12 protein-coding genes are annotated in these 13,642 nt (G+C 55.3%); 7 read left to right on the forward strand and 5 right to left on the reverse strand.

Features of this window, described 5'->3' with window-relative positions:
- Positions 1–12: 12 nt before the first annotated feature.
- From ABMA60_RS16195 to ABMA60_RS16215, 5 genes are read left to right on the forward strand one after another with little or no spacing between them, the layout of a single operon-like run.
- A complete protein-coding gene (locus ABMA60_RS16195) occupies positions 13–492 on the forward strand; it encodes a heme-binding protein (RefSeq protein WP_392805210.1) in 480 nt (159 codons plus the stop codon).
- A 54-nt stretch (positions 493–546) separates the two neighbouring features.
- Positions 547–1,575, forward strand: coding sequence for a 2Fe-2S iron-sulfur cluster-binding protein (locus ABMA60_RS16200; RefSeq protein ID WP_392805212.1), 1,029 nt, complete (start codon positions 547–549; stop codon positions 1,573–1,575).
- Positions 1,576–1,587: 12 nt separating this feature from the next.
- Entirely contained in the window at positions 1,588–1,881 is a 294-nt protein-coding gene (locus tag ABMA60_RS16205; protein WP_392805214.1) for a 2Fe-2S iron-sulfur cluster-binding protein, read from the forward strand.
- Between the two features lie 15 nt (positions 1,882–1,896).
- Positions 1,897–2,697, forward strand: a complete 801-nt coding sequence (locus tag ABMA60_RS16210) for an aspartate dehydrogenase (RefSeq protein ID WP_392805216.1) — start codon at positions 1,897–1,899, stop codon at positions 2,695–2,697.
- Between the two features lie 27 nt (positions 2,698–2,724).
- Positions 2,725–3,663, forward strand: a complete 939-nt coding sequence (locus tag ABMA60_RS16215) for a calcium/sodium antiporter (protein ID WP_392805219.1) — start codon at positions 2,725–2,727, stop codon at positions 3,661–3,663.
- Here the strand turns inward: ABMA60_RS16215 and ABMA60_RS16220 are convergent.
- Together ABMA60_RS16220 and ABMA60_RS16225 are read right to left on the reverse strand one after the other, a co-directional pair.
- Positions 3,660–4,727 carry a patatin-like phospholipase family protein gene (locus ABMA60_RS16220; RefSeq protein WP_392805221.1) on the reverse strand — a complete coding sequence of 356 codons (1,068 nt, stop codon included), beginning with the start codon at positions 4,725–4,727 and terminating at the stop codon, positions 3,660–3,662. The two genes, ABMA60_RS16215 and ABMA60_RS16220, sit on opposite strands and share 4 nt — an antisense overlap.
- 95 nt (positions 4,728–4,822) lie before the next feature.
- The gene (locus ABMA60_RS16225) at positions 4,823–5,572 is read right to left on the reverse strand and encodes an inositol monophosphatase family protein (RefSeq protein WP_392805224.1); all 750 of its coding nucleotides are present in this window, start codon (positions 5,570–5,572) and stop codon (positions 4,823–4,825) included.
- A gap of 241 nt (positions 5,573–5,813) precedes the next feature.
- Here ABMA60_RS16225 and trmJ point away from each other — a divergent pair, with 241 nt between their 5' ends.
- Positions 5,814–6,602, forward strand: coding sequence for a tRNA (cytosine(32)/uridine(32)-2'-O)-methyltransferase TrmJ (gene trmJ / locus ABMA60_RS16230; protein WP_392805227.1), 789 nt, complete (start codon positions 5,814–5,816; stop codon positions 6,600–6,602).
- A gap of 2 nt (positions 6,603–6,604) precedes the next feature.
- Positions 6,605–7,393 (forward strand): serine O-acetyltransferase, encoded by a 789-nt coding sequence (cysE, locus tag ABMA60_RS16235; RefSeq protein ID WP_392805230.1) that lies wholly within the window; start codon positions 6,605–6,607, stop codon positions 7,391–7,393.
- Positions 7,394–7,447: 54 nt separating this feature from the next.
- Here the strand turns inward: cysE and ABMA60_RS16240 are convergent, their stop codons facing one another.
- The 3 genes from ABMA60_RS16240 to ABMA60_RS16250 all read right to left on the reverse strand — a co-directional run bounded on the left by ABMA60_RS16240 (position 7,448) and on the right by ABMA60_RS16250 (position 13,496).
- Positions 7,448–8,260, reverse strand: coding sequence for a UDP-2,3-diacylglucosamine diphosphatase (locus ABMA60_RS16240; RefSeq protein WP_392805232.1), 813 nt, complete (start codon positions 8,258–8,260; stop codon positions 7,448–7,450).
- A gap of 115 nt (positions 8,261–8,375) precedes the next feature.
- A complete protein-coding gene (locus ABMA60_RS16245; RefSeq protein WP_392805235.1) occupies positions 8,376–10,262 on the reverse strand; it encodes a methyl-accepting chemotaxis protein in 1,887 nt (628 codons plus the stop codon).
- 681 nt (positions 10,263–10,943) lie between these two features.
- Positions 10,944–13,496 carry an ExeM/NucH family extracellular endonuclease gene (locus ABMA60_RS16250; RefSeq protein WP_392805238.1) on the reverse strand — a complete coding sequence of 851 codons (2,553 nt, stop codon included), beginning with the start codon at positions 13,494–13,496 and terminating at the stop codon, positions 10,944–10,946.
- Positions 13,497–13,642: the final 146 nt, after the last annotated feature.

The raw sequence follows: 13,642 nt of genomic DNA on the forward strand, positions 1-13,642 counted from the left end.
TCAGGAGACAGCATGAAATCGTTTTTCCGTCTGGAACTGGCCGAAGCCAAAGTGATGCTCGAAGCCGCCAAGCAAAAGTCCGAAGAAATTGGCGTGTTGGAAACCATCTGCATCTGTGACGAAGGCGGTTATCCGCTGGCCATGGAACGCATGGATGGCGCGCGTGTTACCGGTCCGCAAATCGCCTGGAACAAAGCCTTCACTGCCGCCGGCCACAAACGGTCGACGCATCTGTTCAATACCGCGCCCAACGGTCCGGCACTGCCGGGCAATGAAGCCTTCGGTATTCAGTGGAGTTTTGAAGGCAAGTTCGCCGTCTTCGTCGGTGGTTTTCCGATCGTCGTCGATGGTGAAGTTGTCGGTGGCGTTGGCCTCAGTGGTGGCAATGGCGAACAAGATACCCAAGCCGGCGTCGCCGCCTTGCAGGCACTGAGTGATTACCTGGCAAGCCAAAACAAAGAAGTGCTGGTCGCCGCTGATATTAAAAAATAAAGCCGGTCGCCACGCCTTGGCGTGGCCGGTTCGGCAAACAGAGGAGAGAGTCAGGTGAGTTACCGGATAACGCTGGAAGAAACCGACGAGAGTTTTACCGTCGCTGACGACGAGCCCATTCTGGATGCGGCCGAACGCGCCGGTATCAACCTGGCGCATGACTGCCGCTATGGCGGTTGCAGCACCTGTCGGTTCAAGTTGCTTAGCGGCGAAGTGGGCTACGAAGAAATGCCCTTTGCGCTGACCGAAGCTGAAGCCGAAGCGGGTTACGGTTTGGCGTGCCAGGCGCGCGCCAAATCGGATTTGCACATCAGCGCGACCATTCGTCCGGAAGGGTTTATTCAGCCGGATTACCATGAAGCGATCATCGAACAATTGGAATTATTGTGTCACGACGTGGTGCATCTGGTGTTGCGCATTCCGTCGGCCGCCGAGGTGATTTTTCATCCCGGTCAGTATCTCAATGTGATGCTCGATGATGGTGAACCGCGGTCGTTTTCGATGGCATCGCCGCCGGGATCGGAATTGTTTGATCTGCATGTTCGGCGAGTGCCGGGTGGGCGTTTTACCGACACCCTGATCGAACACTATAAGGTCGGCGATACGCTCGATGTGGAACTGCCACTGGGTGATTTCCGCTTGCAATCGGACGACATCAGCCGGCCGATTTTATTGGTCGCCAGCGGTACTGGTCTGGCACCGATCAAGTCGATCATCGAGTCGCTGTGTGACAACGCGCTGCGACCGCCGATGACGCTTTATTGGGGCGTGCGCAGTGAACAGGATCTGTATCTCAATCAGCAACTGACGCAGTGGGTAGAGCAGTTGGACGACTTTGACTACGCGCCGGTGTTGTCGCGCCCCGATAGCAATTGGCAAGGCCGCAGCGGCTATGTGCAGGACGCCGTTGTTGCCGACTTTGCCGATCTTTCCGGTTTCGATGCCTATCTGTGCGGTTCGCCGACCATGGTCAAGGCCGCGCGAGATTTATTCGTGCGTCATGGCATGCCGATCGAACGCATCTATTCCGATGCCTTTAATTTCAGCCACGAACTGACGGGTGAGTCGGTCGAGACGGCTTAAGCAGGTGAAGTTATGTTTGACATCGTTTTTATCAGTAACGACAACAAAACCGTATCGGTCGCCGACAACGCCAATTTATTGCGCGTCTCCTTGCGCGAACAATGCGGCATTCCGTTTAAATGTGGCGGCGGTATCTGCGGTACCTGCAAATGCAAAATCGAGCAGGGCCTTGAGAACACCGATGCCGTGAAAAAGAAAGAAGAAAAGTTGCTGACTGCTGAAGAAATTGCCAGCGGTCATCGCCTGGCTTGCCAGACCTTTGTTAACGGTGACATCGCCGTCAGTTGGCAACCGCGTGCGCGTTAAGGTCGGAGGTGCAGAATGAAAGTTGGCATCATCGGCCTGGGTACAGCCGGGCAGCAATTGATCGAGCGACTGAACAATAAACCCATAGATGGCTGTGAAATTACAGCGGTTTTAGTGCGCGATGTCAGTCGTTATCCGGCGCAAAAACGGCCCTATTTATTAACCCAGAATCGTGATCTGTTTTTCGCCGAAGGTTTGGATTTGGTGGTGGAAACTGCCGGCCATCAGGCTGTGGTTGAACACGGCGTGGAATCTTTGCGGCGTGGTGCAGATTTTGTCGTTGTGTCGGTTGGCGCTTTGGGTGAAGCGGACCTCTACGATGCCTTGCTGGCGCAAGCGCGGGCGTCGAATCGGCGAGTGATTTTACCGTCGGCGGCGATTGCTGGGCTGGATCGTATTGCCGCCGCCGCCGAAGGTGACTTGCAGCAGGTTCGGCTGACGACGCGCAAACCGGTTCGTGCCTGGCGCGGCACCTACGCCGAGACGGTGGTTGATCTGGATGCGGTGCGCGAACCGATCAGTATTTTCGAAGGTAATGCGCGCGAATCATCGCGGCTGTTTCCCGAAAGCGTGAATGTGTCGGCGGCCTTGAGTCTGGCGGGTTTAGGCTTTGAACGTACTGAAGTTCGCGTTGTGGTCGATCCAACCATCGAGCGCAATATTCATGAAGTCAGCGCTGTTGGCGAATTTGGTGAAGTGCATATCGAAGTGCAGAACACGCCGTCGCCGGACAATCCTAAAACTGGCTACATCGTTGCCATGAGCATCGCCAAGGTGCTGCGCAATCTGGCCAGTCCCATCCAGGTCGGTCTCTAGCCGTCGGTTAATTTTTTGGAGTGAATTATGTGGTTGCCTGCACTGGTCTTGCTGGCCGGTTTGGTCGTGCTTGTGTGGAGCGCCGATCGTTTTGTCGATGGCGCGGCGGCACTGGCAAAACATCTGGGCATGTCGAGCTTGATGATCGGTATGGTCATTATCGGTTTTGGTACTTCAGCGCCGGAATTGATGGTGTCGGCATTCTCGGCCTGGACCGGCAATCCCGGTCTGGCGCTGGGTAATGCTTATGGCTCGAACATTACCAACATTGCCTTGGTGGTCGGGGTGACAGCGTTGGTTTTGCCGATCCAGTCGCAGCGCTCCATCGCCCGCCGCGAGTTGCCCATTTTGTTGGGCATTACGCTCTTGGCTGGCTGGCAATTGCTGGACGGTTATTTGAGTCGTCTTGACGCGGCTTTGCTATTGCTGGTCTTTGTTTTGTTGATGGCTTATTCGATCTGGCGGGGTAGCAACGAGCCGGCGGAAGAGATGGCTGACGAGGTTAACGCCCTGCCGCTGTGGCGGGCGCTGGTCGATTTATCCTTAGGCTTGGCGCTGTTGTTGATCAGTTCGCGTGCCTTGGTTTGGGGCGCGGTAGAAGTGGCGCAAGCGTTGGGTGTCAGTGAGCTGATTATCGGTTTGACGGTCGTCGCCTTCGGTACTTCGCTGCCGGAACTGGCATCGGCCTTGGCGGCGGTGCGCAAACGCGAACACGATCTGGCCATCGGCAACGTGCTCGGTTCTGGTCTTTTTAATACGCTGGCGGTGGTCGGTATTGCCGCCGCTGTGCATCCGCTGACGGTGGCAACTGAGCTGTTGCATCGTGACTGGCTGGTGATGCTGGCGGTGACGCTGCTGTTGTGGGCGCTGGTGTGGCGTGGGCTTATTGGTCGGTTGGCTGGGGTGCTATTGCTGTTTATCTATCTGGCGTATATAGCCTGGGTGTCCTTACCCTTGTTGGCTTAACGCGCAATTTCCTCGATCGGCCGCAGCATAGCCGCCAGATCGCCGCTGTTGATCCAGTTATCGAAGGCGTCCGCTAAGCGCTGATTCTCATCGACTACGGTGCGCCAATATTTCAGTCGCGTTTTATCGCTGAGGCGTTCGAAATCCTTGCGGTCGGGAATCTTGCCGTAGGGCAGGCGGGCGATAAATTCCGGGCTCGGTGTGACCACTAAGGTGTGGCTGTAATGCTCTGCGCTGATCTTGCGCCAGGGCAGCGGTTTGTCGAACCAGCCGGGTTTCATCACTGGGGAAAAGTGCGGATAGAGCACGATGCCGTTGTCGGGTTTGAACGGCAGATCGAAATGGTAGTCGACCATGCCGCCATCGCGATAATGCCCCAGCGGTGCACCCGGCGGGTTATCAACACCGTGAATCACCACCGGGATGGCCGCGGTGGCGTGCACCGCCGAGCGGAAGTTGGCGGCGCTTAGCGCGACCTGATGAGTGCTGAAATCGTCCCAGTGCGCCAGCGGCAGTTCGCTGTCGTGGCTGCGGAATACCACGCGCTCGAAATAGCGCGGTAGAGATTTTCTGGATATCAGATTTGCCAAGGCCACCCGGCCAAAGGCCAGCGCTTGCCGGCGCGGGGTGGTGACGGTGGTGGCGCCTTTGCACAGAGCGGTAACGATGTGCAGTTGGCGTTCGGGGTTGAGGTCGGCCAGGCCGCCGGCGCCGATCATGCTGTCGATAAAATCCAGCGTCTTGGTGGTAATTTCATCGGCATCGGCGTGCTCGGTGTAGCGTTGTTCCAGGTAACCTTCTTCCAGCCGTTCAATGGCTGCGAAAGCATCGTTATTGGCGTAGGCGGTCATGCGCAGCGCGCCGATGGACGAGCCGACCAGATCAACCGGATGCGGAATTTTGGGTAGCCATTCGCGCACCAGATAGCGGTCCAGATGGGTCAGTACAAAGCATTTTGGGCCACCGGACGCGCCGAGGATGACGCGGATGTCTTTAGGTGTCAGGCCCTGTTGTTGGATGTGCTCGAAGGCGTTGCGGCCAGCGTACAGATGCAGATCGCTCAAAGGTCAGTCCCCCGCTAAATAAGCAGGGGACTATAACATGACCGTTGGTCAGTTCCGTGAACAGCTGGGTGGTCGTGACTTTTGGCCAGTCGGGCTTAGTGCGCCGCCAGCCATTGCTTGAAGGTTTTCGGTGCAGCGGCAAGCAACTCGCCTTTTTTGATGCTGGCCGGGCCGCCTGTGCGATCACCCGACAGCGCGCCGGCTTCCTGCAGCAACAGGCTGGCAGCGGCGAAATCGACCGGGTTCAGATCGTCGGCGAACGCCAGTTGCAGGCGACCGGCAACCAGGTTGGCCATGCTCAGCAAACCACAGCCCGTAACACGCACACCGGCAACGCGCTCGGCCCATTGGGCGCTGGTGGCGAAGTCGCGGGTTTCGAAGCCAGCGATGGCTTTATCGAGGCTGCCACCGGCGACGCGCACGCGACGCTCGTTCAACTGCACGCCACGGCCGCGCATGGCGCCGTATTCGTCGCCACTGGCCGGGTCGAGTAGGGCCACGGCTTCGATGCGGTCGGCACGGAAGTAGCTGATGTTGATCAGGTAGCCGGGGTAACCGGTGCGGTAGTTGGTCTCGCCGCTGATGATGTTGATCTGCCAGACCGATTCGCCGTCGTAATCACGGCTTTCATCGCGGCCGATTTGCAGGCAGTCGATGTGGTGGCGTTGGTGGGCTTTGCGGATGGCCTTGCGGGCACGCCAGGCGGCGTCTTCGATGGCTTTGCTGAACACCGTCTCACGGCTGTCGCCTTCCGCCGTCAGGGAGTCGATGTTGGCCAGGGTGTAGCTCAGTTTGTCGGCCGCAGCGCGCGCAGCGCGCAGGGCAATGGTTACGATCGGTTGCATAGGCTTACTTCTCACTCATATGACGGCCCAACCGTGCGCAATCGGGCCAGCGTTTCAGATTAGACAGAAACGCGCAGGCCGACGCAGGGTTGAGGCATGCCGCAAGGACGGGTTTGTTAAACAGCGTTCTGGAAGCTGCCAACCTTGGCGAGGTAACACGCCTGGGGCAGCCTTCCGGAAAAAGGGCGCGTATAATAGCGGCATTCGCCTCTTTCTTTAATAGCTTCGGGAAGTTTTTTTCATGTCCGAGCCGCAATCGGCCACCGTTTCCACTAACCCAGCATCGGAGTTGGACCTCAGCGCCATCCGTGTGGTGCTGGTGCACACCTCTCACTCCGGCAATATCGGCGCTGCTGCCCGCGCCATGAAAACCATGGGGCTCAGCGATTTAGCGCTGGTGTCGCCCAAAGAATTCCCGTCGGAAGAAGCCACGGCGCGTTCTTCCGGCGCTCAGGATCTGCTTGAAAACGCCCGGGTGGTCGAAAACCTCGATGACGCCATCGCCGATTGCGGCTTAGTGGTTGGCGCCTCGGCGCGCTCGCGGTCGCTGCCCTGGCCGATGCTCGACCCGCGCCAACTGGCTGATCGAATTGCCGATCATCCCGCCGGTTCGAAAATCGCCTTGCTGTTTGGCCGCGAACGTTCGGGCCTGACCAACGAAGAGCTGGCGCGTTGTCATTATCATGTGAACATTCCCGCCAACCCGGATTATTCCTCGCTGAACCTGGCGCAGGCGGTGCAGGTGCTGGCGTACGAACTGCGCATGCGTTCGCTGGACCAGGAACCGCGTCCGGCTGGCCCTTGGGGCGTGGAGTGGGATCAGCCACCGGCCAATGCCGATCAGTTGGAAGGGCTGTTCCAGGCGTGGGAGAAGACGCTGGTTGAAGTCGATTTCCTCGACCCCACTAACCCGAGAACCTTGATGAATAAGGTGCGCAGGCTAATACTGCGGGCCCAACCCGATGAAGTGGAAGCCAATATCCTGCGTGGCTTTTTGACCCAGGTCGATAAATCCCTGAGGAAGCGTTGATCATGTTTAATGGTGTGAAGGAAGACATTAAAAGCGTCTTCGACCGTGACCCCGCCGCCCGCAACTGGTTCGAAGTACTGCTCAACTACCCGGGCCTGCATGCGCTGCTGTTGCACCGGCTGAACCATCGGTTGTGGAACTGGAACCTGAAAACGCTGGCGCGCTGGATGTCGCAATTTTCCCGCTGGCTGACCGGCATCGAAATCCATCCCGGTGCCAAGATCGGTCGTCGCTTCTTTATCGACCACGGCATGGGCGTGGTGATTGGTGAAACCGCCGAGATCGGCGACGACGTCACCATTTATCAGGGCGTCACCCTGGGTGGCACCAGTTGGAAAAAAGGCAAGCGGCACCCGACGTTAGAAGACGGCGTTATCGTCGGCGCCGGCGCCAAGGTGCTCGGCCCGTTTACTGTCGGCCGCAATGCCCGGATCGGCTCTAATGCCGTAGTGACCAAGGAAGTTCCGGAATCGGCCACGGTGGTGGGCGTGCCTGGTCGTATCGTTAAGCAGGGTGGAGAAAAGGTTCTGCCGTTCAGCGAACAGCAAAAAGCCATGGCCGACAAAATGGGTTTCGATGCCTACGGCGTCTCCTCGATGCCCGACCCGACGGCCCACGCCATTAAAGCCTTGCTCGATCACATTCATGCCCAGGACGAACGCATCAATTCCATCTGCAAGTCGATGAAACGCCTGGATGCGAGTTATAAAGCGCTGGATGCGCCGGAGTTGAGCGATGAAGATTTCGCACCGATTGAAGATTCGGACCGGTCAGCCAACAGTGGTGGCTGAAGACTAAAGAATAAAAAAAACGCGCTCTAGGGCGCGTTTTTTTATGGCCGTAGATCAGCTGTGAGCGATAGGTTGGTTGTTTGGCGCTTGCCAGGTCGGCGACGGATGCAAGTGGGTTCCGGTTTGAGCGTGGGGGACTTCGAGCAGTTCCAGGCTGCCATCTTGGTGTTCGAGCAGGGCGGAGCAGCTTTCTACCCAGTCACCATCGTTGGCGTAAACAAAGCCATCGTTGATGCGCAGTTTGCTTTGGTGAATGTGGCCGCAGACGACGCCTTGAACGCCTTGCTCACGGGCGTAGTGGATGACCTTTTCTTCAAAGCTTTCGATATAGGCGCGGGCTTTTTTCGATCGCATTTTCAGTGCGCCGGGCAGCGACCAATAAGATTTACCCAGCCAGGAGCGCAACCGATTCAGGTGACGGTTCAGGGTGACCACGGTCTCATAAGCCCATTCGCCGATGTGCCACCAGAAATGTCCGCAGTAGATATCGTCGTCGAAGCGGTCGCCGTGCAGCAGCAAATAGCGTTCACCACTGGCGGCGGTATGAATGGCTTCGTGTTCGACGCGCACCGGGCCCAGGTGCGTATCGGCGAAGTGGCGGAAAAACGGATCGTGATTGCCCGGTACATAGACCACTTCGGTACCGCTTTTGGCTTTGGCAAGAATCAGTTTGAGGATGCTTTCGTGATGCTTGTGCCAGCGGCCCTTGCGGGTGCTGAGCTTCCACAGGTCGACGATGTCGCCGAGCAGATAGAGGTAGTCGGTCTCGGTGTTGTTGAGAAAGTCGGCCAGCAAATCCACCTGGCTGTTGGGGTTGGCGAGGTGAATATCGGATATGAACACAGCGCGAACGCGACGTTGGGTCATGGCTCAGTCTCCCATGGCAGAGTTAGGCCAAGGCTAGGCTGGGCGGATGAAGCTAGGGTGACAGCATCATGACGCTTTGATGAATGCGATGACATCTATGCCAGTATTCACCGGGCTAAAAATTCTCCCAACTATCCTCGTCATCATCGAGTTGAGGTTGCAGTGACGGTTTTGGCCTGTTAATCGCGATAGTGTTGGATGTTAATGGGTGCACAGAAGCGTGTTTAGGTGATGATTTGTTGGCGTTAGTAGGCGCTGTGGGTTTAATGCTGTGAGCAGTATGGTCGCTCTCGGTCAGTACAAATCGGTTTACATTTTTGGTTAATAAATCTGCTTGGCTTAATAGATTTTCAGAGGCCGCTGCAGCTTCTTCAACAAGGGCGGCGTTTTGTTGAGTCATTTCATCCATTTGGCTGACGGCCTTATCGATTTCATCCAACCCGGATGATTGTTCTGCAGAGGCGCTGGCGATCTCAGTCATAATGTCATTGACCTGCTTGATCGCAGTCACGACCTCTCGCATGGTGTCACCGGATTTATTGACTAGCTCATTGCCATTGTTGATTTTCCCCGCTGACTCGGAAATGAGATCTTTAATGTTTTTTGCCGCATTCGCTGAGCGTTGCGCTAAGGTTCTTACCTCCGATGCAACAACCGCAAAGCCTCGCCCTTGTTCGCCCGCTCGAGCAGCCTCAACCGCAGCGTTAAGTGCCAGGATATTGGTTTGAAAAGCAATGCCATCGATCATGCCAATGATATCCGCAATTTTTTGTGAGGATTCATTGATGGAGGCCATGGTTTTCACCACGTCTTCTATTAAGTGACCACCATCCAGAGCGATTGTTACTGCGTTGGATGCCAAGTTGTTAGCCTCTTTGGCATTGTTGGCATTTTGGCGAACAGTCGTGGTTAGCTCCTCCATACTAGACGCTGTTTCTTCCAGACTGGAAGCTTGTTGCTCAGTGCGGTTAGAAAGGTCTGTGTTGCCATTGGAGATTTCGCGAGCACCGTTATACACCGCATCAGATGCATTTTTAATATTGACGATGATCTCTGTCATGGTATCAAGCAGTGAGTTTACGCCTTCTGAAATACTGAGCATCATGTCGGATTTGTCTGCCGTTGACACTCGTTGGGTAAGGTCATTATTAACCGCGGCATTAATGGCTGTATTCACCTGGCTAACGGTCAGTTGAAGCTGTTGTTCAGCTTCGACTTCAGCCGTAATATCCGTGGCGAATTTCACTACTTTGTAAGGCGTACCGGTTGCGTCAAAAATAGGGCTATAGTTGGCTTGTATCCAAATAACTTTACCGTTTTTATGAACGCGCGGAAAACGGCCGACAAAATGTTCGCCCTTAGCGAGGCTATCCCAGAAGTTGCGATACTCCTCAGATTTTTGGTATTCGGAATCGACAAACAAACGATGATGTTTGCCTTGCACTTCATTGAGCGTATAGCCAAGAGCGTTTAAGAAATTGTCGTTTGCTGAAAGTATGGTGCCATCCAGTTTAAATGAGATGACCGCTTGAGATTTGGATATGGCTGCTAGTTGACTTTCATAATCGCTAGTTTGTTGTTTCTTCGCAGTGATATCAGTGGCAAATTTAACGACTTTATAGGGTTTTTTGTTGGCATCAAAAATAGGGTTGTAGCTGGCCTCAATCCAGACTGGCTGACCGTTTTTCGAGTAGCGACAGTATTCACCACTTTGAAATTCACCATTACGCAATTTAGCCCAAAAATCTTTGTATTCCTGGCTATTGCGGTAGGTGTTATCGACAAAAATGCTGTGGTGTTGGCCTTTAACTTCCTCTAACGAATAACCTAAAGCGTTCAAGAAGTTGTCATTGGCCATTAAAATATTGCCATTTAAGTCAAACTCAATGACGGCGAGTGAGCGAGATAAGGCGTCGAGTTGACCTTGAGTATTGATCCAATCATCTTTGGCGATAGTTACTTGCTTACCACCTGATATTTTTGCTAACAGGTTTTTTAACATGGTAGTAACCTTTATGTGAGTCTTGTTTACTTTTAAGCCATCAAGATCAGCTGCAAAGAATGTGTGTCTTTATGTGCCTTTGGGTCGTTCGATCTTATCGCTGGATGGCGGTTTTACACTGTTAAAAAAGATGACCAGTGGATTTCCCAATGCGGTAAGTTCATAGAGGAAGCGACTATCAAACACCACTGGAAATTCAAATGCGGGTTTACTGTCTTCGGTTTCTAGGGTCATCTCATCTGAAACGCTCTAAACAGTAACCTTCACTACACCTCTATTTCGTCTACATCGCATAATGAGCGTAGTCCATTTGTCAGTAAGTGGTTTCACGCCTATCGAATTTAATTAAAAAATCCACATATCGGCGTGATATTGTCAGCTAACGGCCACCTCATTTAATAACATTCGGTAACCTAACTAGCGTTCACGTAAATTGGCGTATGCGCTTTTGTGGTGGCTAATGAGTCACCAAGATAACTTTTACCTTCATCAGGCCAATGGCATAGGGTTTATCGTTTGATTTAAGAGTGAAGCACGTTTTTGCAGGCATTCAAGGCGCATTGCACGGTTTAGGTGATGCGCTAGGGGGACGGATGACAGCGGGACGAGAGAGTTGTGACTGTTTGGTGATGAAATAGACATAGAACTTGGGGCCGTGGATACGACCCCGAGAGTTATAGATCAGTGCCTTGGCAGTTGCTGCGTCAGGCTGTCGGTGGCACCGCTGTTATCGGTGACCGTCAGGGTGACCTCGTTGCCTGGCTGGCGCTTAACCTGGCCAATCGACAGCAGTTTCCAGCTGCCGTGGAAACTCAGGTTGCCGACCTGCCAGTGTTGGTCGGTCAGGTAGCCATCCGGGTCTTGGCTGTCGCTGATAAACAGATACCAGAACAGAATTTTAAAGACGCGGAAGCTGGCGACGGGCGGGGCGTTCATGGCCACATCGACAATTACCGGATCGTGGTCTGACGAGCGGTAGGCATTCGGTGCGTAGAAGCTTTCCACCTGAGCCGGCGATTTGTAGTTGGTGTTGTAGTCCAGTGCCAGCGGTTCGTCGGTGTTGATGTGCCAGTCCTGGGTTTTCAGCACTTTGTCGGCCAGTGAACGGCTGGCTAAGGCGTGGTCGAGGTTGCCCGCTGCACCGTCAAAGACATAGGAGTAGTCGCCAGCGGATTTCAGCGAAGCGTAACCGGCGTCAGCCAGGGTCTGGATCGGGTCTTCCATGCTATAGGCGTTAAGGTCACCCATGATCAGTACATCGCTGTCGACGACACCCGTTGGGTTGTTATCCAGCCATTCGGCCATGGCCTGGGCGGCGCGGGTGCGGGCAATGTTATAGGCGCCCTGGCCGTCGCCGGTGGCGCAGTCGTTGTAGTCGGCGCAGTCGCCGTCACCTTTGGATTTGAAGTGATTAACCACGACCGTAAAGCGGTCGCCGCTGGCAGCGTGCTCGAAGCTTTGCGCCAAAGCGGGACGGTTTAGATCGTCGATAAACAAGGGTTCGCCTTCATCGTCCAGCGGTGAGCTGTTGCTGTCGAGAATTTGCGCCAGGTTAACCGGCGATACCACCTCCGGCCGATACAGCAGACCAACGGCGATGACATCGCTGCCGATCTGGCTGACACCCGGGACGACGTAATCGTAGTCGTTGCCAGCGCTTTGGGTGGCGTTCAGGGCGTCGGTCAGTTGGGCGATGGCACTGTCGGCGCTGTAGCCGTCGTTTTCAATTTCCATCAGGCCGATGACATCGGCGTCGAGCGCTTCCAGGGCGGCAACCAGTTTGGTTTGCTGGCGTTCCAGTTCAAACGGCGTTTCGGCGCCGCGCTCGGTTGGAAAACCGCCGCCCATGCCATCGCCATTAAAATAGTTGAGCACGTTGAAACTGGCTAAGCGCAGATCGGCGTCGGGAGTGGCCCTGGGTTCGAGCGTGCGCGGGTTGGTGCCCTGGAACACCGGCGTGCTGGTCGGAATCACCTTGTAGGCGCTAAAGGCGTAAGTCATCACGCCGTTCAGGCTGGCCAGAGTGTCGCCGATGCGCAGGCTGTTGTAGGCCGACAGTTCCGGCGCTGGGAAGATGACCGGGTCCGGGTTTTGGGTGGAAATGCCGTCTTCGACGATCAGTGAGTTCAAAGCATTGGCTTCGACTACCGCTTCAGCCGCAGCGCCGGGTTCGGCCACTTCGGTGGGAATATAGCGACGGCCATTGCCGATCATAAATTCGCCATAACGGCCCAGTTGATAAACCTCGTTCACGGTCAGTATCTGGTTAAAGGCGACGCTCATGCCTTCGACGGCTTCGAGTTCATCACGGTCATTCAGCGGCAGACTGAGGCTGGCGGCGCTGGGCAGCGTTTGGTTGCTGGCGCAGATGTCGATGCCGGCAATTTGATTCAGCTGGGTCAAACCGAAGTATTCATCGACCTGGCCGTTGACGACGACTTTGTCGCCAACAGAAACGGTCGGGGTGTCGGCATAGATAAAGAGGCCTTCGGAGGTGGCCGGGTCGCCATCGGCATCAACATCTTCTTCCTGCACAAAGAAACCGCTTAGCTGATTGTCGTTCTGCAGTTGCGCCACGACGATGGCTTCGATGGCCACCGACTGGCCGAGCAAGGGCGATTCGCTGCCGCTGCCTTGAATGGCAGAGATGGCGGTCATCTCATCACCACATTGCGCCAACGTTGGCTCGCCATCACCCGGATCGCTATCACCATCACCCAGGTAGGCGAAGGTGTCTTGCGGGTAGCTGTCCCACTGGATGCTGGGGTCGAAGGGGGTGTTGTACTGAGGGTCGCCCTGAGTAATGCCGGCTTTGCGCACCAGGGTGACTTCGCCGCCGAAATAGTCGTCGTTGCCCAACTCGCCAATGCGATCGACCACAGTGCCGTTTTGTTTCAGCAACAACACATCGTTGCCGTTGAAGAAGGTGACGCTGGCGGTGAGGTCGGCCTGGTCGAGAATGGCGCTGGTCGCCTGGCTATTGGCGATAACATAGAAACCACCGGCTTCCAGCGTGCCGCTGAGCGTCAGCTGGTTCTGCACGTTGGTATTGCCGTTGGAATAGAGTTCGATGCGGTACTGCGACAGATCGACAGCGTTTGAACCGGTGTTGTTCAGTTCCAACGCTTTGTTGTTGGACGAGCCTTCAATGTACTCGCTGAAAATCAGATCGGCCTGGGCTGTGGCACTGGCGAGCAGCGTCGCCAAGGCCAGAATCGGCAGTTTGTTGTTCATGGAATTCCCTCAGTTTCAGTTCGTTGATTGGCAGAATCCCTGGCTCTCCCCAGCAACAGCGGAGTGTGTAGTCACACTCCGCCGAATTCTCTGTCACAAGAGCGCCGACACCTGGTTCCATTCATTTGAACGACTGGTCAGTTTTT

The sequence above is a fragment of the Saccharospirillum sp. HFRX-2 genome (genome assembly GCF_043196805.1).
GTDB lineage: Bacteria > Pseudomonadota > Gammaproteobacteria > Pseudomonadales > Natronospirillaceae > Saccharospirillum.

Coding starts and splice junctions, on each gene's coding strand:
- ABMA60_RS16195 (WP_392805210.1), top strand. CDS start 13: ATGAAATCGTTTTTCCGTCTGGAACTGGCCGAAGCCAAAGTGATGCTC.
- ABMA60_RS16205 (WP_392805214.1), top strand. CDS start 1,588: ATGTTTGACATCGTTTTTATCAGTAACGACAACAAAACCGTATCGGTC.
- ABMA60_RS16210 (WP_392805216.1), top strand. CDS start 1,897: ATGAAAGTTGGCATCATCGGCCTGGGTACAGCCGGGCAGCAATTGATC.
- ABMA60_RS16215 (WP_392805219.1), top strand. CDS start 2,725: ATGTGGTTGCCTGCACTGGTCTTGCTGGCCGGTTTGGTCGTGCTTGTG.
- ABMA60_RS16225 (WP_392805224.1), bottom strand. CDS start 5,572: ATGCAACCGATCGTAACCATTGCCCTGCGCGCTGCGCGCGCTGCGGCC.
- trmJ (WP_392805227.1), top strand. CDS start 5,814: ATGTCCGAGCCGCAATCGGCCACCGTTTCCACTAACCCAGCATCGGAG.
- cysE (WP_392805230.1), top strand. CDS start 6,605: ATGTTTAATGGTGTGAAGGAAGACATTAAAAGCGTCTTCGACCGTGAC.
- ABMA60_RS16240 (WP_392805232.1), bottom strand. CDS start 8,260: ATGACCCAACGTCGCGTTCGCGCTGTGTTCATATCCGATATTCACCTC.
- ABMA60_RS16245 (WP_392805235.1), bottom strand. CDS start 10,262: ATGTTAAAAAACCTGTTAGCAAAAATATCAGGTGGTAAGCAAGTAACT.
- ABMA60_RS16250 (WP_392805238.1), bottom strand. CDS start 13,496: ATGAACAACAAACTGCCGATTCTGGCCTTGGCGACGCTGCTCGCCAGT.